Annotated in this window: 13 protein-coding genes; 5 read left to right on the forward strand and 8 right to left on the reverse strand. The window is 69.5% G+C overall.

Going from position 1 to position 21067, the window contains the following annotated elements; genetic code table 11:
* Nucleotides 1–57: 57 nt before the first annotated feature.
* A complete protein-coding gene (locus ACZ50J_RS15975; RefSeq protein WP_464298138.1) occupies nt 58–4884 on the reverse strand; it encodes an NAD-glutamate dehydrogenase in 4827 nt (1608 codons plus the stop codon).
* A gap of 200 nt (nt 4885–5084) precedes the next feature.
* Here ACZ50J_RS15975 and ACZ50J_RS15980 point away from each other — a divergent pair, with 200 nt between their 5' ends.
* The gene (locus ACZ50J_RS15980) at nt 5085–5669 is read left to right on the forward strand and encodes a hypothetical protein (RefSeq protein WP_464298139.1); all 585 of its coding nucleotides are present in this window, start codon (nt 5085–5087) and stop codon (nt 5667–5669) included.
* A 105-nt stretch (nt 5670–5774) separates the two neighbouring features.
* The gene (locus ACZ50J_RS15985) at nt 5775–6269 is read left to right on the forward strand and encodes a DUF2505 domain-containing protein (protein WP_464298140.1); all 495 of its coding nucleotides are present in this window, start codon (nt 5775–5777) and stop codon (nt 6267–6269) included.
* Nucleotides 6270–6283: 14 nt separating this feature from the next.
* On the opposite strand, the gene ACZ50J_RS15990 is transcribed toward ACZ50J_RS15985, so the two are convergent.
* The 5 genes from ACZ50J_RS15990 to ACZ50J_RS16010 form a co-directional block, all read right to left on the reverse strand.
* Complete coding sequence (locus ACZ50J_RS15990) at nt 6284–11794, reverse strand: ATP-binding protein (RefSeq protein ID WP_464298141.1); 5511 nt, start codon at nt 11792–11794, stop codon at nt 6284–6286.
* Between the two features lie 93 nt (nt 11795–11887).
* Nucleotides 11888–12313 carry a DUF6912 family protein gene (locus tag ACZ50J_RS15995; RefSeq protein WP_464298142.1) on the reverse strand — a complete coding sequence of 142 codons (426 nt, stop codon included), beginning with the start codon at nt 12311–12313 and terminating at the stop codon, nt 11888–11890.
* The gene (locus ACZ50J_RS16000) at nt 12310–13740 is read right to left on the reverse strand and encodes a WS/DGAT/MGAT family O-acyltransferase (protein WP_464298143.1); all 1431 of its coding nucleotides are present in this window, start codon (nt 13738–13740) and stop codon (nt 12310–12312) included. The genes ACZ50J_RS15995 and ACZ50J_RS16000 overlap by 4 nt, the downstream gene beginning before the upstream one ends.
* Before the next feature lie 44 nt (nt 13741–13784).
* The gene (locus ACZ50J_RS16005) at nt 13785–15167 is read right to left on the reverse strand and encodes an AAA family ATPase (RefSeq protein ID WP_464298144.1); all 1383 of its coding nucleotides are present in this window, start codon (nt 15165–15167) and stop codon (nt 13785–13787) included.
* On the reverse strand, nt 15167–15853 hold the full coding sequence (locus ACZ50J_RS16010) for a hypothetical protein (RefSeq protein WP_464298145.1): 687 nt from the start codon (nt 15851–15853) through the stop codon (nt 15167–15169). The genes ACZ50J_RS16005 and ACZ50J_RS16010 overlap by 1 nt, the downstream gene beginning before the upstream one ends.
* Nucleotides 15854–15975: 122 nt before the next feature.
* On the opposite strand from ACZ50J_RS16010, the gene ACZ50J_RS16015 reads away from it, so the two are divergent.
* Nucleotides 15976–16245: a helix-turn-helix domain-containing protein gene (locus tag ACZ50J_RS16015; RefSeq protein WP_464298146.1), complete on the forward strand. Its 270-nt coding sequence runs from the start codon at nt 15976–15978 to the stop codon at nt 16243–16245.
* 4 nt (nt 16246–16249) lie between these two features.
* Here the strand turns inward: ACZ50J_RS16015 and ACZ50J_RS16020 are convergent, their stop codons facing one another.
* Nucleotides 16250–16792, reverse strand: a complete 543-nt coding sequence (locus ACZ50J_RS16020; RefSeq protein WP_464298147.1) for a hypothetical protein — start codon at nt 16790–16792, stop codon at nt 16250–16252.
* 142 nt (nt 16793–16934) lie between these two features.
* Here ACZ50J_RS16020 and ACZ50J_RS16025 point away from each other — a divergent pair, with 142 nt between their 5' ends.
* Both ACZ50J_RS16025 and ACZ50J_RS16030 read left to right on the forward strand, forming a co-directional pair.
* Entirely contained in the window at nt 16935–17789 is an 855-nt protein-coding gene (locus ACZ50J_RS16025) for a LysM peptidoglycan-binding domain-containing protein (RefSeq protein ID WP_464298148.1), read from the forward strand.
* A complete protein-coding gene (locus ACZ50J_RS16030) occupies nt 17786–18325 on the forward strand; it encodes an Rv3235 family protein (protein WP_464298149.1) in 540 nt (179 codons plus the stop codon). The genes ACZ50J_RS16025 and ACZ50J_RS16030 overlap by 4 nt, the downstream gene beginning before the upstream one ends.
* Before the next feature lie 3 nt (nt 18326–18328).
* On the opposite strand, the gene secA is transcribed toward ACZ50J_RS16030, so the two are convergent.
* The gene (secA, locus tag ACZ50J_RS16035) at nt 18329–21055 is read right to left on the reverse strand and encodes a preprotein translocase subunit SecA (RefSeq protein ID WP_464298150.1); all 2727 of its coding nucleotides are present in this window, start codon (nt 21053–21055) and stop codon (nt 18329–18331) included.
* Nucleotides 21056–21067 lie beyond the last annotated feature (12 nt).

Below are 21067 nucleotides of genomic sequence, written 5' to 3' on the forward strand. Positions count from 1 at the left end.
CGGGTATGGCGAGAGCGGCGCCCGGCATACGCCGGACGCCGCTCTGCGCGATGTGCTCTAGCGGGCCGAACCCGACCGGACCACCGAACGCAGCGTGCGCAGCGCGACCGACAGCGGTGCCAGCCCGGCCTCGTCGAGCTCCGCGACGCCGACCAGCGCCTGCTGGGCACGGTTGATCGACTCGGAGTTCTCCTCGGCCCAACGGGTGAGCCGCTCGTCCGCGGTCTCGGTGGCCGGGGTGTCCGCGATGACGGCGGCCGTGAACGAGTCGAGCACGGCATACAGATCGTCACGGACGGCACCACGGGCCAGCGAGTCCCAGCGGTCCACCCGCGGCAGTCGCGACACGGCCTGCAGGATGCGGTCGATCCCGAGCCGCTCGGACAGCATGAAGTAGACCGCTGCCACATCCGCGACCGGTGTGTCGGTGCTGATGGCCTGCTCGGTGATGTCCAGCAGCGAGTAGGAGTCCAGCAGCGCCGCCGCCCAACCGGTCAGCTGCTCCGGGACACCGCCGACGCTCATCTCCTCCCCACGCAGCCGCCAGCGCTCACGCTCGGAGCCCTGCAGCATCTCGGGCAGCTGCGGCGTCAGCTCACGCACGACCGGGCCGAACCGCTCGATCTCGCCGGCGATGTCCAGCCGGGCCGGCCGGCTGTGCACCAGCCAGCGGGTGGCGCGGTCCAGCAGCCGGCGGAACTCCAGGTAGAGAGCGGTCTGGGAGTCGGTCGGCACCTTGTTGTCCAGCGCCTCGACCTGCGTCACGAAGTCGGTCAGCCCGAAGACCTCACGGGCGATCACGAACGCGCGGGCGATCTGCTCCGGTCCGGCGCCGGTCTCCTCGGCCACCCGGAAGGCGAAGGTGATGCCGCCGCGGTTGATCATCGAGTTGACGACCTGGTTGATGACGATCTCCCGGCGCAGCGGGTGCTCGGCCAACTCGGCGGTGTACTGCTCGCGGATCGGCTTCGGGAAGTATGACGCCAGGCGCTCCTCGAACCACGGGTCCTCGGTGAGCTCGGACTTGCTGAGATCGGCCTTCAGCGCCAGCTTCGCGTAGGCGACCAGGACCGAGAACTCCGGTGAGGTCAGGCCGCTCTCGGCACTGGCCCGTTGGTCGATCTGCGCGTCGCTGGGGAGGAACTCCAACTCACGATTGAGCTCACCACGCTGCTCCAGCCAGTGGATCAGCCGCTGGTGCACCGGCAGCATCGCGTGGGTCTGCGCGCGGGCGTTGCCGAGCAGGACGTTCTGCTCGTAGTTGTCGCGCAGCACCTGCGCGGCGATCTCGTCGGTCATCGAGTGCAGCAGGGTGTTGCGCTGCTCCAGGTCGAAGCGGCCCTTGCGCATGAGGTCGGTGACCAGGATCTTGATGTTGACCTCGTGGTCGGACGTGTCCACGCCGGCCGAGTTGTCGATCGCGTCGGTGTTGACGCGCACCCCGTGCTCGGCGGCCTCGATGCGACCCAGCTGGCTGGCACCCAGGTTGCCGCCCTCGCCGATCACCTTGATCCGCAGCGCGTTGCCGTTGACCCGGATCTGGTCATTGGCGCGGTCACCGATGTCGGCGGCCGTCTCGGAGGATGCCTTGATGTAGGTGCCGATGCCGCCGTTCCAGAACAGGTCGACCGGCGCCAGCAGGATGGCCCGCATGAGTTCGTTCGGCGTCATCTTGACGACGTCGCCGGCCAGACCGAGCGCGGCGCGCACCTGCGGCGTGATCGGGATCGACTTCGCGGTCCGCGGGTGGACCCCGCCGCCCTGCGAGATCAGCGACGTGTCGTAGTCGGCCCACGACGACCGCGGCAGGTCGAACAGGCGGCGGCGTTCGGCATACGAGGTGGCCGCGACCGGCTCGGGGTCGAGGAAGATGTGCCGGTGGTCGAACGCGGCTACCAGCCGGATGTGCTCGGACAGCAGCATGCCGTTGCCAAAGACGTCACCGCTCATGTCGCCGACACCGACCACGGTGAACTCCTGGGTCTGGGTGTCGGTGCCCATCTCGCGGAAGTGCCGCTTGACCGACTCCCAGGCGCCCCGAGCGGTGATGCCCATGGCCTTGTGGTCGTAACCGGCCGAGCCACCGGACGCGAAGGCGTCGTCCAGCCAGAAGCCGTAGTCCTGCGCCACGCCGTTGGCGATGTCGCTGAAGCTCGCGGTGCCCTTGTCCGCCGCGACGACCAGGTAGGTGTCGTCGGCGTCGTGACGCACGACGTCCTTCGGCGGCACGACGTCGCCGGACACGAGGTTGTCGGTCACGTCGAGGAGCCCCGAGATGAAGAGCTTGTATGACGCGATGCCCTCGGCCAGCCAGGCCTCGCGGTCGCTGGGGTCGGGCAGTCGCTTGGCGACGAAACCACCCTTGGACCCGGTCGGCACGATGACGGCGTTCTTGACCATCTGGGCCTTGACCAGGCCGAGGATCTCGGTGCGGAAGTCCTCCGGTCGGTCGCTCCAGCGCAGGCCACCACGGGCGACCATGCCGAAGCGCAGGTGCACGCCTTCGACCCGCGGGCCGTAGACCCAGATCTCGAACTTCGGCTTCGGGCTGGGCAGCCCGGGCACCGAGGCGCAGTCGATCTTGAAGCTCATGACCGGGCTCGGCCGGCCGTCCTCACCGTGCTGGAAAGCGTTGGTGCGCAACGTTGCCCGGATGACGCCCATCATCGTGCGGATGATGCGGTCGTGGTCCAGGCTGCTGACCTCCTCGAGCGCGGCCTCGACCCGCTCCACGATGCGCGCCTCGGTCTCGCCCCGGGACGCGTCGGGCTGCTGCGGGTCGAACCGGGCCTCGAACAGCTCGGTCAGGTCACGCGCGAGGTCGGCGTTGGCCCGCAACGCCTGCTCGATGTAGCTCTGACTGAAGGTGAACCCGATCTGACGCAGGTATTTGCTGATCGCCCGCAGCACCGTGACCTGCCGGGAGCTGAGCCCGGCGTGCAACACGAGCGCGCCCAGGCCGTCGCTCTCCGCGTGGCCCTCCCAGGCGTCGCTGAACGCGGTCTGGAACCGGTCGCGGACCTCCGCGGTCGACGCGTCGTCGGTGCCCCAGTCGGCCTCGCCCTCGGCACGCAGGCCGAAGTCGTAGACGTGCACGACGACGCCGTCGGCCCGCTTCATCGAGTAGGGACGCTCGTCGGTGACCTTGACACCCAGGTTGGTGAAGACCGGGAGTACGTCGGTGAGCACGACGGGGTTCCGGCGGAACAGCTTGAACCGGCGCTCGCTCGGGTCCGCACCGGGTTCGCGGTAGAGCGTCAGCAGGGTGTGGTCGTCCGACTCCAACGCTTCGATGCGACGCAGGTCGGCGACGCCCTGACGCGGGGTGAAGTCCTCCTTGTAGGCCTCCGGGAAAGCCCGGGCGTAGAGGCTCATCACCCGTGCGGACGCGTCCTCGCCGTCCTCCTGGTGGGCGACGGCACCCAGCCGCTCTCCCCAGGTGCGGCTGCTCTCCAGCAACTGTTCCTGCAGGTGCTCCTCGTCGACCTCAGGGACATCGGCGCCCGGACGCAGCCGGACCACAAAGTGGATCCGCGCGAGCGGCGAATCGGCGATGCGCGTGGTGTAGTCGACGGCCGCGGCGTCATACGCGTCGCGCAGGATGCGCTCGATGCGGAGCCGGACGCCGGTGTTGTACCGGTCGCGGGGCAGGTAGACGAGCACCGAGACGAACCGCCCGAACTCGTCGACCCGGCGGAACATCTGCGACTGGCGACGCTCCTGCAGGCGCAGCACGGTCGTGGAGATCTCGTAGAGCTCCTGGCTGGAGGTCTGGAAGAGCTCGTCCCGCGGGTAGGTCTCGAGGACCTCGAGCAGGTCCTTGCCGGAGTGGCTGTCCGGCGAGAACCCTGTGCGGGCAAGGACTTTGGCGACCCGCTCGCGCACCACGGGCACCCGGCGGACCGACTCGGTGTAGGCGCTGGAGGTGAACAGGCCGAGGAAGCGCTTCTCCCCCACCACGTTGCCCTGCGCATCGAACGTGCGGATGCCGATGTAGTCCAGGAACGACGGACGGTGCACGGTCGCTCGCGAGTTGGCCTTGGTGATGGTCAGCAGTTGCGGGTTGCGCGCGATCGCCCGACCGCGTGGGCTGAGCCGGCCGAACGACTGCGACGACGGCTTGTCGAAACGCAGGATGCCGAGCCCGGAGCCGGGTGCGGTGCGCAGCACGTCCTCACCGTCGACCGTGTCGAGGGTGTATTCGCGGTAGCCCAGAAAGGTGAAGTGGTTGTCGGCCAGCCAGCGCAGGAAGCCCTGCGCCTGCTCGACGGCGCGGGCCGGGACCGGCTCCGGGCGGGAGCCGTCCAGGTCGGCGATGACCTGCTCGCACTCGGCGTGCATCTTCGCCCAGTCGTCAACGGCGACACGCACGTCACCCAGGACCCGCTCGATGTCGGCCACCAACCGGCGGTCGGCTTCCTCGTCGGCTCCGAGGTCGATCTCGAAGTGCATCCACGACTCGCTGATCGGCGCGAGCGCCGCCGCACCGGTGTCGGGCATCGCGTCGGCGTCATGGATCTGCTGCAGGTGTCCGGCGGCGTCGCGCTGCACCCACAGCTGCGGGTGGATCAACGCGTGCACCGCACGGTCGTGGCGGGACAACTCGGCGATCACCGAGTCGACCAGGAACGGCATGTCGTCGGTGACGATCTGCAGGATCGCGAACGGGCAGGACCATCCGTCGGTCTCGACGGTGGGGTGCGACATACGCACCTTCGTGGTGCCCGGCGCCCGGTCGGCGGCGAGCTGCTGGTGGGACCGCAGTGTCCCGAGCAGTCGATCCGGGCCGTAGCCGACGATGTCGTCGTCGGCGACGTGGCGGTAATAGCGGTCGAGCAACCACGGCGGGGTGTCGCCCTGCTGCTCCGAAGCGCATTCACGCAAGATTTCTGAACGGGAAGTGCTGTCCACGGACATAGATGTTCTTCGGCCCTCGTCACGACGGTTTCGGGAACGACGTCGTTGTCGCCCCACGGCTCACAGTAGACCCGAGCGTGGCGAAGAACACACCCGGGACACGGGGTCCGAGCCAGCTTGTGGGCAAGCTTTCGCAGAACGGCTCGCGCGGCGTTAGTCTGCCGAGGATGCAGACCAGCGACCGGACCCGAGGAGTCGCGTTGCTGGTGCCCCGATTGCTGAGCATCCAGACCGATCCGGCCGAGTTCGAGACCGCCGACGCCATCGCCGAAGCCATCGAACGGTCGGCCGAGGCACTGTTGCGCTGGCACGACGCGCTGGCCGACATACAGCATCGGGGTGCGCCCTGCTCCGGGCTGCCCGACCCGGTGCTCGAGGAACCGCCGGCCGACGGTCCGGCGCACGCCAGTCGCCGACTCGCCGACCGGGTGTATGCCGGGAGCATCCCGGCCGATCCCGCCGGTCTCGAGGTCGCCGCCAGTGAGTTGCACCGCATCGCGCACTCCGTGACGCGCGTGGCCGCGACCTGTCCGCACGAGCCGATCACGGTGCAGGGCAACGAGATCGCCGCCGCGCTCGACCGGCTGGCGAGTGCGCTGCGCGCGCTCGCGGACACGCTGCGCACCGAGTCCCGCCGCCTGACCGACGCGATGGCCGGTGCCGTGTCGGGTGGCGCGGAGCAGGTCCTGGGACGCGTCGTGCGTGCCGAACACGCGGCACGGTTGGCTGCGGCGACCACATTGCGCGGCTGACCGCGAGGTTCCGACTACGCTGCGGCATATGAAGTATTCGGCGGCCATCGCCGCAATCAGTGGCTGCCGACTCACGAACGACGACTTGGCCGGTACGGTGCGCCCATGAAGATCGAGGAGACGTGGAGCTACGACGCCCCGGCTGATCGGGTGGTCGCGATGTTGCTCGACCCGGCGTTCCAGGAGGCGAAGTGTGTCGCCACCGGTGCCCTGAGCCACTCGGTGTCGGTCACCGAGGAGGCCGGCGTCCAGGTGATCGAGACGCACCGCGAGATGGCGACGGACGGCTTGCCGGAGAACGTCTCCCGGATCGTCGGAAAGACCTTGACCGTCATCGAGATTCAGCGATGGGGACAACCGTCCGACGACGGCGCCCGCACCGCGGACATCGATGTGTCGCTGGGTGGCCTGCCGATCAACTTCGTCGGCCACATCCAGCTGACCCCGGCCGGCGACATCACGAACATGCACGTCCTGGGCGACCTGCGCGCCCGGATACCGCTGGTCGGCAAGAAGGTCGAAACAGCTTCTGCGCCAGCGATATCCGGCGGCGTGCAGATCGAGGCGCAGACCGGCCGGGAGTACCTCGCCGCCCGCTAGCGGTCGAGGCTCGTTCAGCTCCCCAGGCCGCGACCGAGGGCCGCGATGATCTTCGGACGCAGCTCACCGGCGGCGATGACCTCGTCGACCGAGCCGACCTGGACGGCGCGATGGATGCTGTGCACACCATCGAACTCGGCGGCGACCTCGGCGATCTTGGCCGCTCGCAGGTTGGCCTGCAGTTCGTCGAGTTCGACTCGCAATGCTGCGCGTTCGGTGACACCGGCGCCGTCGAAGCGCTGCTGCAGCTCGGCCAGGGCCGGGTCCGCTGCCGCCCGTTTCGCGACCTCTCCGGCGAAGACCACCGCTGCCGCGGGAGCGCCGCCGAGCACCGATGCGAACGAGCCGTCGACGGCCAGCACCGTCATCTGCGGATTGAGTCGCTTGGAGAAGACCACGAACGCGCCGCCGTGGTAGCGCGAGATCACGCAGAACACGATCGGGCCCTGGAAGTTGACGATGGCCCGACCGATCTCGGCGCCGTACTCCAACTGCAGGTTGCGCATCGACTCCGGTGACCCGTCGAAGCCGGAGAGGTTCGCGAGCACCACCACCGGCCGGTTGCCCGATGCGGCGTTGATCGCGCGGGCGACCTTCTTGGACGACCGCGGGAACAGCGTGCCCGCCGTGTAGGTGTCCGGCCCGTCCGTGGGTGGGAAGCCCTGTCGCGCAACGGGTTTGGACTCGATGCCGATCAACGACACGGGGTATCCGCCGATGCGGGTGTCGACCGTGACGGCGGTCTCTGCGTCCGCCATACTCGCCCAGCGTTCGAGCATCTGGTGATCCTGATCGGCGACCGCACGCATCACGCTGCGTATGTCGAAGGCGCGCTTCCGGTCGGGGTTGAGCTCGGCGGAGAAGATGTCCCCCACCGTCGCGAAGTCCCCGTCGTGCGGGCTGTCGGAGATGTCCCGATCGACCGGGTCGGCCGTCGCGGCACGCCGCGGCCCGGACTCCCCCGGCACGACATACGTGTGGTCGTAGTGCTGCATCAGCACCATCAGTGCCCGCGCGAGGTCCGGCACCCAGTACTGGGCCTGACCGTTGGGACCCATCACCCGGTCGTAGCCGCCGATGCCGTGGTTGTCCTCGGCCGACACGCTCCCGGCGAAGTCCAGCGTCTGCTTGCCGGTCAGCACCATCGCGCTGTCCGGAGTCATGATCAGGATGCCCTTGGTGTGCATCAGCATGGTGGCTTCGGCGTTCCAATAGGGCTGCGCGCCGACGTTGATGCCGGCGACGACGATGTTGATCTCGCCGCCGTCCTGCGTGAACTCCACGATCCGCTTGAGCGCGACCGCGACCCAGTCCATGTTCTCGGTGCCGCTGGTCATCGACACCCGCGCACCCGCGGACACCGCGAACCACTCCACCGGCACCCGCATCCGCTCGGCGAGATCGATCGCCGCGACGACCCGGCTGCACTCGGCCTCCGACAACGCCCCGAGCGATTTGATCGGGTCACCGGCGAGCACCACCCGGGTGACGCCCTCCGGGTAGAGGTCGGTCGGGGTGTTGACGACCCCGACGATGATGCCGGCGGTGTTCTGACCACGCGGCCGGTCGACCGGCACCAGGGTGCCGTCGTCGTCGAAGTCGTACTCGACGAACGAACCGGACCCCGCCAGTGTCGGTTCGAGCTCGTAGGGGTAGACCATCCCGCGCCGCCGTGCGCGCAGCACCTTGGCGGCGTAGTCGTCCAGCGGAGCGAGCGGGGTCGTCGGCGGCTCGATGACGTCCGCGGCCACACCGGCGCCCGGCGTGGCGTGGAAGCGTATGGCGATCGGGTTAGGCGTACCGTCCGCGCCCTCGACACGACCCTGGGCCAGCACCTCCTCGATGCCCGCGCCCTCGGTGAGCGGGGTGATCTTCGCCTGCAGGGCGGCCAGGTGCTCGATGTCGGCCTCGACCGGCGGCCAGACCGTCACCCAGACGTGGTTGACGTCCAGCGGGGTCTTCCCGCCACCGTGCGACGCCCGGACCCGGCGGATCGCCTCGAGGCAGTTCTCGACCGCACGCTCGGCGTGCGGCAACGCCACGACCGCACCGTCGTCGTCGCGCACCACGGCCATCTGGCGTACCTGGGCGAGCGCCACCAGCCGTCGATCGGCCGGGTTGCTGCGCGCGACACAGTCGAGCAGCAGCACGTCCTCCGGTGCCTCCAGCCGCGTCACGTCGAACTCGCGCAGCCGCCAGAGGTTCAGGCGACGACCGACCATCGGGTGCATCCCGCGGACCAGATCGTCCTCGACCCAGCCGTTGCCGTCCGCAGCCGGCCGGAAGGTGAAGTAGTCGACCGCACGTGGTGCGGCCGGGCAGACCGCGAACGACACGCGGCGCGGTCGCCGCGCGAACGACAGCCCCGGCAGCAGGTCGAGCAACAGGTCACGTGCCCGGTCGGGGCGTTCGGGCAGGTCGGGCCAGCGCACGTAGATCTCGACGACGCTGTCGTGATCGGTCGCGAGCTGGTCGTCGACCGCCACACGCACGGACCCGTCGCGCAGCTGAGCGATGTCGGCGACGGTCGTCACCACCCGCGTCTGGCCGTGCGTCTCGGAGAGGTACTCAGCACGCGCGACCGGCCGGCCGCCGACGTGCGCCACCTGCAGGTCGTGCAGGTCGTACTCCAGGTAGTGACGCCGGATCAGCACCTCGAGCAGCGGCTCGTAGTCACTGTCGATCGTGCTCGGCTCGGCATACAGCCGATCACGCAGGAACCCGACAAGCTGCTCGGGTATGGCGGTGAGGGCCGCGATACGCGAATCCCTATCGGGCGCAGCGGGATCCGTCAGCGCGGCCACCTCTTCGGCCACGCCGCCCAGGATGCTGGAGCGCTCGACGTCGACGATCGGCTGGTCGAACCAGCGGAAGCGCACCGACCGGGTCAGGTCACCCACGACCGAGAAGCGGCGCTGGGTCGCGCGGACCACCCGCTCGAGCAACGCACGCGCGCTGCTGGTGTCGCTGGGAGCCGGAACCGACAACCAGCTGCGCAACAGCTGGATCGCGATCTCGACGTCGCTGACCTCCTGCTGTGCCAGGAAGATCCGGAAGAGCGCCTCTTCCAACTGCGGTGTGCGGTCCAGCTCGGTGATGCCGTAGTGCCGCAGGACGCGCAGCAGCCGGTCACGGAAGGACTGCGGCAGGTCGCCGCGGTCCAGATCGAGGGTGCGCAGGTAGGTCTGGAAGTGCTCGCGTGCACTGTGCACGCGCAACTCGGAGTGCGACTCGTCGCGTGCCGGCCGGTTGCGGCTGAGCTCGGCGAAGTCCGCGAACATGTCCAGCAGCGCGAGTTCGTCGGCGCTGGGAGCCGCCGTCGTACCGCGCTCGTCCAGGTAGGCGCGCAGCGTGCTCAGGCGGTCGTCGGGGCTGACGTCATACCCCATGAGCGCGGAGCGCATGGTGGCCATCGCCGCGGCGTCACGCTCCTCGCGCGTGCGCACCCGGTCGTCGGTCGGCAGCCCCAGGTCGGTGCCGGAGACCTCCAGCTGGTCCTCGGTGTCGTCGCCCGTCGGCTCCAATCTGACCAGCGGAGAACCGGTTTCGACCTGCGTGCCGGCTCGCACCAGCACCTCGCGGACCCGACCGGTGAACGGCGCCGGCAGCACCGTCTCCATCTTCATCGACTCCAGCACGAGGACCGGCTCGCCGGCGGCGACCTCGTCGCCGACCGCGACCGGTGTGGCGACGACCAGCGCGGGCGCGGGTGCCCGCATGACGCCGCCCTCGTCACGGCTGACCCGATGGGTCACCCCGGCGACCTCGATCAGCAGGGTCGGACCGTGTGACGCGCTGACCAGCCGGAACGCCTCGCCGTCGACGGTCAACCGGCTGTGCACCTCGTCCAACCGCTCGATCGAGGCGGCGACGTTCTGGGTCGCGGCGCCGTTCGTGATGCCCACCGCGTAGTCGTTCGGGCCGACCCGACGCACCGAAACCGTGAAGGTCTCCCCGCGCAGTTTCAGCTCGGTGGTGCTGTCCGGGTCGTGGTGCAGCTGCGGGCGGCCGCCGTATGCCGTGTCGAGGAACCCGGCGATCTCGGCGTGTTCGCGCTCGGCATACCCCTCGATCGCGGCGGCCACCAGCGCGATGCCCGCGTGCGGGTGATCCGAGAGACCGCCCGCGGCGCGCACCCGGTCGATCCAGCCGGTGTCCGCCCAGTCGGGCTCGCCCCGGGTGACCTCGGGCTGCCCGAGGAGTTCGAGCACGAAGCTCTTGTTCGTGACACCGCCCTCGATGATGACGGTGATCTCCTCCATCGCCCGCCGCAGGCGCGCGAGCGCCTCGGACCGGTCGGAACCGTGCGCGATGATCTTGGCGATCATCGAGTCGAAGTCTGCCGGGATCGTGTCGCCCTCGCTGACACCGGTGTCGACCCGGATGCCCGGCCCGGCCGGGAGCTCCAGGCGGGTGATTCGACCCGGCGCCGGCGCGAAGTCGCGGTCCGGGTCCTCGGCGTTGAGGCGCGCCTCGACGGCATGCCCGCGCTCGAGGGGGCGTTCCCCGGTGAGGCGTCCGCCCGCGGCGACCTGCAGCTGCAGTGCGACCAGATCCAGGCCGGTCACGGTCTCGGTGATGGGGTGCTCCACCTGCAGCCGGGTGTTGACCTCCAGGAACGCGAACGTCCGGTCCTGCGGGTGGTAGAGGAACTCGACCGTGCCGGCGCCTCGGTAGTCGACCGCGAGCGCCAATCGCTCTGCGGCGCCTTTGAGTTCGGCGGCCTGCTCCTCGTCCAGCAGCGGGGACGCGGACTCCTCGATGATCTTCTGGTTGCGTCGCTGGACCGAGCAGTCGCGGACTCCGACCGCCCAGGCGGTGCCCTGACCGTCGGCGATCACCTGCACCTCGACGTGTCGTGCGCCGGTGACGAGCTTCTCCAGGAACACGACGCCGCTGCCGAACGCTCGCTCGGCCTCATCGCGAGTGCGCTGGTAGGCGTCCTCCAACTCGGCAGGACCGGTCACCTTGCGGATGCCGCGACCGCCGCCGCCGGCGGTCGCCTTGAGCATCAGCGGATAGCCGACCCGCTCGGCTGCGTCGAGGGCGTCCTGCAGGGTGTCCACTCCGCCACGGCTCCACGGTGCGACCGGGACACCGACCTCCTCGGCGATCAGCTTCGAGCCGATCTTGTCCCCGAGCCGCCGCATGGCCTCCGCCGACGGGCCGATGAAGGTGATGCCGAGGCGCTCGCACAACTCGGCGAACGCCGGGTCCTCCGCGACGAATCCCCAACCCACCCAGCACGCGTCGGCACGGGTGTCGACCAGTGCGCGCTCGAGCGCCGCGAGATCGAGATAGGGCCGGTCCGCGGCGAGTCCGATGAAGTGCGCCTCGTCGGCCTCACGGACGAACGCGGCACCGCTGTCGACGTCGGTGTGGAGCGCGATCGTCTGCAGCGGATCGGCGACGCCGTCGAGGGCGCGGCGGGCGTTGACATCGCGTACGGCGTGGATCAGGCGCATCGCCGCTTCTCCACGGTTGACGATGGCGATGCGGGTCAGTTCTCGAGGGACGGAGTGCACAGGGAGACTCTGCCACTTCCGGTCGGTTACTCCACAGTCCGCACGCCGACGAACGTGTTCTTGTCGGCCGAATTCGTCTCGGCCGGCCCGGAATCAGTCGGTCAGCGCCTCGCGGACCAACGGCAACTCCGTGGCGTCATACCAGGACAGCTCGAGGTCGGCGTCGACGTCGCGTTCACCGGCCGGATCGAGGACGTGGAAACTGGCGATCCGGCGGCGCGGCGGCGCACCCTCGATCCGCACGGCCGATGCGGCGTCCGACTCGGCACGCTCGGTGACCTCGTCGTCATCGACATCGACGGACGCGACCACTCGTAGGTCTCGGGCCGCCGCATCCGTCGCGGCGTCCTGGGTCGCGAGGTACTCCAGGCCCTCGTCGTCCTCGTTCGGCAACTGGGCACGCAACCGGTCGGTGACCGCGAACGCGTGACGGGTTCGCGCCGGCAGCGCGCCGGTCTCGTCCAGCGCGCGCAGTTCCTCGGCGTCCAGGGGCAGGTAGGTCCTGATCAGGTTGCTCATCCGCGAGTCTCCGTTTCGTCCAGCAGTTCGGCGAGGGCATCGGCCAGGCACTGGCCGAACAAGTCCACGTCGGACATCGCCTCCCGGTCGGCGGTCAGGCCGAAGTCGACCCGGCCGTTGTATGACGTGAGCCCGATCGACAGCGTCTGGCCCTTGGGCAGCGGGATGACGGGGTAACTCTCGACCATCGGTGCGTCCCCGGCATACAGGGTGCGTTGGGGCCCGGGCACGTTCGTGATCACCAGGTTGAACATGCGACGCGACATGGCGTTGCCGAGCCGCGCACCCAACGAGTGCAGCGTCGGCGGCGCGAAGCCGGCGAGTCCGGCGATCGAGGCGGCGTCGATCGCCGAGGCGCCGTCGTCCAGGTGCTGGCTGGTGGCATACGCGATCTGGTGCAGGCGCATCTTCGGGCGCGCCTCACCGACCGGCAGGTCGATGAACATCGGCGACACCTCCTCCGCCAGGTGGGCGTCGGGTCCGGCGTCCTCGGGTTGCACGCTCAGCGGCACCAGCGCGCGGACCCGATCACCGCCGGGGACGACCTCACCGCGTGCGAGCAGCCAGCCGCGCAACGCACCGGTGATGGTGGCGAGCACGACATCGTGGACGGTCACCGACTCGGCGCTCTGGTCGCGGATGCGCCGATAGTCGGCGAGTTCGGTCGAGACCATCACGAACCGTCGGTGCACGCTGATGGACCGATTCAACGGACTGTCCGGTGCCGGGCGGGTGGCGATCCGGGCGAGCACACCAGCCGCCGACGCGGCACCGGAGCCGCTCTGCCGGACGAGTCGGTGGGCACCGCTCGCGGCGCCACGGACTCCGCCGGCCGCCAGGTGCGCGACGCTGAGCGGGTTGCGTGCCACGTCGCTGACGGCGCCGAGCAGCAGGTCGAAGCCGCTCGGCGTCCGGGACGCGCGCCAGGTCTGCGGGATGGGCTGCTCGCGGGTCGCCTCGGGGTCGACGATGATCTGACCGATGTCGATCGCATGGATGCCGTCGACCAGCGCGATGTGGGTCTTGGTGACGATCGCGAACCGGCCGCCCTCCAGCCCCTCGACGAGGTAGAGCTCCCACAGTGGGCGGTGCGGATCGAGCGACCGGGCCTGGATGCGGCCGACGAACTCCTCCAGTTGTGCCGCCGTGCCGGGCTTGGGCAGCGCGGACCGGCGTACGTGGTAGCTCACGTCGAAGTGCTCGTCGTCGGCCCACACCGGCGGCAGCAGCCGCCCCGGCACCTGCCGCACCTTCTGCCGGTAGCGGGGCACGAACGCGATGCGATTGCTGACCAGGCTGACCAGTTGTTCGTACTCGAAACCGCCTGCAGGGGGGTCGAAGATCATCACCGATCCCACGTGCATGGGCGTCGTACGGTCCTGCAGGTAGAAGAAGGACGCGTCGAGCGCGCTCAGTCGGTCAGCCACGGCCACATGTTTTCACGATCATGGGGCGAACGCGCGGACGCCGATCAGCGCCGGCCGGCGAACCAGCTGCGCCGGCTCGTCGCCGTCACCCCGGTCAGATCGGCCGCGAGCTGCGCGATCGCCTTGCGTGCGACGGAGCCGGCTGCGTGCTCGGCCAGCACCTGCCCGGCCAGCAGTGCGCCGTCGCACGCGGCCCGGTCGTCCGGGATGATCGCCGGCGACGTGACCCCGGCGAAGCGCTGCAGCGCCTCGGTGACGCGTTGTTCGGGTGAAGAACCGACCGCGGAGGACCGGACCCGGTTCGCGACGACCCACGGCGTAGCGGAGATCACGCCGCGCAACTCGTCGAGACCACGCACCAGACGTTGCAGCCCCACCGGATCCGCCGAGCCGACCGCGAGCACCGTGTCGGCAGCGCCGAGGGCGGCGAGCGTCGCCGCGTTACGGCGCGGCGCCGCCGTGTCGTAGCTGAGCTCCTCGTCCTGCTCCAGCGGGGCGGCCACGTCGACGACGATCAGCCGGCCCAACTGCCGGCATTGTTCGAGGACCGCCTCGAGCGCGTCGTCGCGGACCTCCGGCCACCGATCCGCGCGCGGTAGACCGCTCAGCACCCGTAGCCCGGGCGTCACTTCCGGCGCGACGCCGGCCAGCGAGCGCACGTCGAGATGCCCGGAGTCGGCGAGTCGGGTCGCGGCCGCGACACCGGGTGCCTCGTCCAGCAGCGCCAGGTGCTGCGCGACCGAGGCGGCATGGGTGTCGGCGTCGACGAGCACGGTGGGCACGCCCAGCCGCGCGGCCTCGGCCGCCAGGTTGACGGCGACAACGGTTCGCCCCGGGGCGCCGGGCGGGCCCCACACGGTGACGATCCGGGCGGTCTCCCGCGGCCCGTCCGGCACCGGCGGTGTCGGCAGCGCGAACGACTGCTCCACCACCGGCTTCCGGGGCAGGTATGGCGCTCCCCCGTCGGACAACGCTGCCAGTTCGGCCTCCAGCGACACCGTCGGATCGTCGGATGCATCGGGGACGGAGCCGGCGTCGCGCGTGGCCCCGCTCGACCCGACGCCGCCCGCGGCACTCTCCGCGACGCCCTGCACGGCACGCTCGAAATCGGCCGCAGACGCGGTGACCGGGAGCTGGGTCCGCACGCCCCACTGCTGCAGCACGCGCTGCTCCTCCTCGACACCCGGCTGGTGCACGCCGACGATGCCGACGCCGGCGTCCCGCAGCGCGCTGAGCACGCCGCGGTCCAGCTCGTGGAAGTCGGCCGACAGGACCGCGACGTCGGCACGGCCGGCGGTGCAGATCGCCAGCAGGTCGGCCACGTCCGCGCAGCGCCGGACCAGGCGGACTCCGGTCGATTGACCCAACGCCGCGGCAACCGCCGCCTCGTGGGCTGCGCCGATCGCCGTCACGACCGCGGTCGCCATCAGTCGCCCTTCAGCGGCGAACCGGCGGCCGGCACGAGGTCGACCTTGGCGCCCTGGTTGACCGACTCCAGGACCTCGGCGACCTTGTCGTCCGGCACGAGGACGTGCACCGCGCCGCTGTCGGACGACACCGAGAAGCCTCCGCCGCCACTGGGGACCCGGGCCACCACCGCACCTTCGATGATGCGGGCCGGCGCGGCATACGAGTCCTGGCCGACCTTGGTCTGCTCCTTCGCCGAGACCCATACGTCCACGACCGAACCCTTGACGAGGTTCGAGGACTGGGACGCCTCGACCGGCAACGCGACGGCCTTGACCGACACCTTCGAACTGCTGCCAACGGCGGAGCGTGGGACCAGTTCGCCGGCACGTACTTCCCGGAGCACCTCGCCCCGGGGCAGCGGGTCGTCGGCGCTGAGATAGGTGCCGCCCGCCTGGTCGATGCGGACCTTGACGGCGTGCACGTCCGAGGAGCCGACCTTCTGTCCGGGCACCAGGGGATGTGACGCCTGGAGCACCTCGACCGAGTTGTCGTAGTGGCGCATCGCGGCGGCGCCGCCGATCGTGGCGACGAGCACGAGCAGCACTCCGGCCACCAGCCTGCTGTCGCGCCATGACGGTCGCTGCAGCCGGTGCGCTGTCGGTGTGGGCAGCTCATCCGCTGCACTATGACGTCGACTCTCCACGTGGTCCTCCCCTTGCGGTTCTTCTCATCGAGGACGCCCCCGCCCTCGACATCCAAGACTGTAAAGAATCGGCAGGCCGAACGGGGGTTTGTCCACAGGCGGTCCGTGGGAGACGGTGCCGGATGCGACACAATGAGGCCACTGCCAGTTGCGAGATCAAGGAGGGCACCGCCGTGCCAGCGCGATTCGTGTCCATCGCCGACGTCGCCGAGACGTTGAGCATCTCCTCGCGCCAGGCCTACGGTCTGGTGACCAGCGGAGAACTGCCCGCCATCAAGGTCGGCAAGTCATGGCGCATCGAACTGACCGAGCTGGAGTCCTACATCCAACGGCAGTATGCCGATGCCCAGGCCCGCGTCGCCGCTGGCGACTTCGGCGACGACGAGAGCTGATCGCTCACGCCCGACGCACGATCCCGATCGCGGCGAACGGCACGACCCGGTGACCGGTGACGGCCGTGGCTCGGCGCACCGCATCGGCCGGGTGCTCCGCCAGGTCGACGTGATCCGCGCCGACCTTGTCGATCGTCCCGGTCGCCAGGCCGCCGGAGACGTCGTGGATCGCCACCGCTGCACGGTCCCGCGCGATCGCGCGTAACGCCACACCGACACCGAACCGGCGTCCCAGCCCGCGGTCGTCGTCACTGCGTGTCGCCAGCCCCACCAACGCGGTCACCGAGCTCATCGGCACGAGGGCCGCGTGCCGCCCCTCTTCCTGGACGAGCAACCAGTCCTTGCCGAGATCGTCCAGCGTGCCGCGTACCGAACCGGCGCCCGTCACGACCGTGATCACGCTGCCGACCGACCGCGCCGCACGATCCAGCACCGTGACCTCGGACCGCTCGCGCCGGGTGCGGTCGGCAACCTCGGCCTGCAACTCCCGCCGTTGCTCGGCGAGCAGTTGGGCCTCCAGATCCGAGAACAAGTCCTGCCAACGCACGCCGCAACGGTAGCGGGCCGCGCCACCGCCATGGACAACTGCAGATGAATGTGTTTAAGTGCCTTTGTTGTCAGTTGATGTCGTTTAATACCTTTTACGACCTGATGATGCATCGCAGCACCGGCGCCAAGGGAGGGCGAACATGCGGGACATGGGGATCACCGGGCACATCCACGGGACAGGGCACCGCGCTCGGGCGGTGACACTCGGCGTGCTGGCGGCGGGCAGTGCACTCCTGGCGGCATACCTCGCGTGGGGCGGCATGCTCGGCGAGTTGCACCGACTGGAGCACCGCAGCACCGTCCATACGCCCGATGCACTGCCGGTGCTGCTCTGGGCCGCACTCGTGCTGGCCCTGCTCTGGGCGACGCTGCTGATCGCGCTCGCCACGGCGACGTTGCTGCGCCGTACACCGGGCTCGGGCGGCGGAGACGCCGGGACCGCGCGACGTGGTCCCCACGCCGGCGGGATGATCGGACGAGTCGCCGCGGTCCTGCTCGCGATCACCGCCCTGTCCAGTGTGTCGGCGACCGCACCCGCGTTCGCTGCGTCTCACTCGACCGTTTCGACCGCGGGCACCACCGCGACGCGCTCCCACGTCGCCGGCACCGCGCCGTCCCCGGGTTGGACCACCAGCCAGGACACGAAACACCCTGCGAAAACTGCGGATTCGTGCACGGGTCAGGATGCACCCACTCCGGGATGGGTCCCGGACAAGCCGGCCCGCACCGATCAGGTCGCCCGCGACTGCGCACCCCTGGTGACCGGCAAGCCGGTCGCCGACGACTCCGGGGCGGTCGTCGTGCATCGCGGCGACACCCTCTGGTCGATCGCGGCGGCGCACCTCGGCCCGCACGCCGACGCGCAGACGATCGCCGCCGAGTGGCCACGCTGGTATGCCGCCAACCGCCACGTCATCGGGGACGATCCCGACCTGCTCGAGGTCGGCACCAGCCTGCAGACACCGGACCACGCACTCGAAGGAAGCATCCGATGAGCACCGCCACCGTCCAGCCGTTGCACCTGTCCCCCGCCTCGGGCTGGCAACCGCCGGCCCTCGACGAGTCGGCCGTCGATGTGCTCTACGACGACGTCGTGGCCGCCTCCCGCGACCGGCGGCGCGGCTACTCGCAGCCGGCGCTGCGAGTGGTGCTGGGCGCCGAGGACGTCGACCCGCAGTTCGGTCCGCAGGCGACGCGGAGCCACCTGCTGCCCGAACCGAACGCCTGGCTGCAGCGGATCGCCGGCGCCCTCCTGGAATGTATGACGGGAGTCCGCTCGACGAACCAGATCGCCCGCTGGGTGAGCCCACTCGTCTACGAGCGCGTCAATGCCCGTTCGGTGATCGCCAAGCGCCGCGGCGCACGACCGTTGCATCGGTCACTCGTGCGCCGCGTGCACCTGTGCGAGCCCGACGACGGTGTCGTCGAGGCCAGCGTGGTCATCCAGCACGACGGCCGCGTGCGCGCCATGGCGCTGCGGATGGTCGGTGTCGACGGCCGCTGGATGGTGACCGCGATGGAAATCGGCTAGCGCTCAGCTCTTGGCCTTCGCCTTGCCGGCTTCGTTCTTCTTCGCCTTCTTCCGGGCCCGGCGCTGGGCACGCGGCAGGTTCGAGTCGTCCTCGTCGATGACCCGGCCGTCGTCGTCGACCGCGTGCGCGGTCGCGGCGCCGTCCTCGCCCGGCGCGGAGAAGGTCATCTTCTCCTTCGGCGCGGGCAGCGATGCGGCCACCTCCTCGGGGTCGACCTGCACGTGGAACAGGTGCTGGACCGACTCCTCCTTGATGGCGTCGTTCATGGCACCGAACAGCGCGAAGCCCTCGCGCTGGTACTCCACCAGCGGGTCACGCTGGGCGTACTGCCGCAGGTGGATGCCCTCCTTGAGGTAGTCCATCTCGTAGAGGTGCTCGCGCCACTTGCGGTCCAGCACGGTCAGCACCACGCGGCGCTCGACCTCGCGGCTGACCCGGTCGCCGAGTTCGTTCTCGCGTGCGTCATACGCGTGCTGGGCGTCCGAGCGCAGTTCCTCGGCGAGCAGGTCGGCCTGCAGTCCGGCGCGACCGCCGACCTCCTCCTCGATCTCTTTCTCGGTGAGCGAGACCGGGTAGAGGTCGCGCAATGCCTCCCACAACTTGTCGAGATCCCAGTCGTCGGAGAAGCCCTCGGCGGTGGCGCCGTCGACATACGCATCGACGGTGTCGTTGATGAAGTGGCGGACCTGGACCTCCAGGTCCTCGCCCTCCAGCACCTTGCGACGCTCGCCGTAGATGACCTCACGCTGACGGTTGAGCACGTCGTCGTACTTCAGGACGTTCTTGCGGATCTCGAAGTTCTGCGCCTCGACCTGGCTCTGCGCGCTCTGGATCGAGCGGCTGACCATCTTGGACTCGATCGGGACCTCGTCCTCGATCTTGGCGGTCTGCATGAAGCGGTCGACCATCGCGGCGTTGAACAACCGCATCAGGTCGTCCTGCAGCGACAGGTAGAACCGGCTCTCCCCCGGGTCGCCCTGGCGGCCGGCGCGACCACGCAGCTGGTTGTCGATCCGGCGCGACTCGTGCCGCTCGGTGCCCAGCACGTAGAGACCGCCGAGCTCGACGACCTCCTCGTGCTGCTTCTCGACGGCCTTCTCGGCCTTCGCCAGCGCCTCGTCCCAGGCGTCCTCGTACTCCTCCGGGGTGTCCTCCGGCGACAGGCCCTTGCGCTTCAGCGCAGCCATCGCGATGAACTCCGGGTTGCCGCCGAGCATGATGTCGGTGCCTCGGCCGGCCATGTTGGTCGACACCGTGACGGCGCCCTTGCGACCCGCCTGCGCGACGATCGCCGCTTCACTCTCGTTGTGCTTGGCGTTCAGCACCTCGTGCGGCACGCCCTTGCGGCGCAGCTGCTCGGAGAGGTACTCGCTCTTCTCGACGCTGGTCGTGCCGACCAGGACCGGCTGGCCCTCCTTGTGGCGGTCGACGATGTCGTCGACGACGGCCTTGAACTTGGCCTTCTCGGTCCGGTAGATCAGGTCCGACTGGTCCTTGCGGATCATCGGCTTGTTGGTCGGGATGGTCACGACGCCGAGCTTGTAGATCTGGTAGAGCTCGGCAGCCTCGGTCTGGGCGGTGCCCGTCATACCGGACAACTTGTCGTACATGCGGAAGTAGTTCTGCAGCGTCACCGTCGCGAGGGTCTGGTTCTCGTTCTGGATCTCGACCCCTTCCTTGGCCTCGATCGCCTGGTGCATGCCCTCGTTGTAGCGACGGCCGGCCAGCATGCGGCCGGTGTGCTCGTCGACGATCAGGATCTCGCCGTTCATGACGACGTAGTCCTTGTCGTTCTTGAACAGCTCCTTGGCCTTGATGGCGTTGTTCAGGTAGCCGATCAACGGGGTGTTCTCGGCCTGGTAGAGGTTGTCGATGCCGAGCAGGTCCTCGACGATCTCGATGCCGGACTCCAGCAGACCGACGGTCTTCTTCTTCTCGTCGACCTCGTAGTCGCCGTCACCGGGAAGGGAGTTCTCCTTCTTCGGCGAGCGCTTCAGGTGCTCGACGATCTTGGCGAACTCGACATACCAGCGGGTCGCCTCGTCGGCGGGGCCACTGATGATCAGCGGCGTGCGGGCCTCGTCGATCAGGATCGAGTCGACCTCGTCGACGATCGCGTAGTTGTGGCCGCGCTGCACCAGCTCCGCGTCGGACCACGCCATGTTGTCGCGCAGGTAGTCGAAGCCGAACTCGTTGTTGGTGCCGTAGGTGATGTCCTTGGCGTATTCGACGCGGCGCTCGTCCGGCGTCATCGACGCCAGGATGCAGCCCGTCTCCAGGCCCAGCGCACGGTGCACGCGGCCCATCTGCTCGGCCTGCGTCTCGGCCAGGTAGTCATTGGTCGTGATGACGTGAACACCCTTGCCGGTCAACGCATTCAGGTATGACGGCAGGGTCGCGACCAGGGTCTTTCCCTCACCGGTGCGCATCTCGGCGACATTGCCCAGGTGCAGCGCCGCGCCACCGGCGAGCTGCACGTCGAAGTGCCGCTTGCCGAGGGTGCGCTTGCTGGCCTCGCGCACGGCGGCGAACGCCTCGGGCAGCAGATCGTCCAGCGTTTCACCGTCGGCGAGGCGCTTCCTGAACTTGTCGGTCTCCTCGCGCAGCTCCGCGTCGGACAGTCCTGCGAAGTCCTCCTCGAGCAGATTGACCTGCGCGGCATACGCCTGCAGCTTCTTGAGGGTGCGGCCCTCACCGGCACGCAGGACCTTCTCGACAACCTTGGGCACAGAAACTCCGAA

The organism is Flexivirga sp. G2 (genome assembly GCF_055397625.1).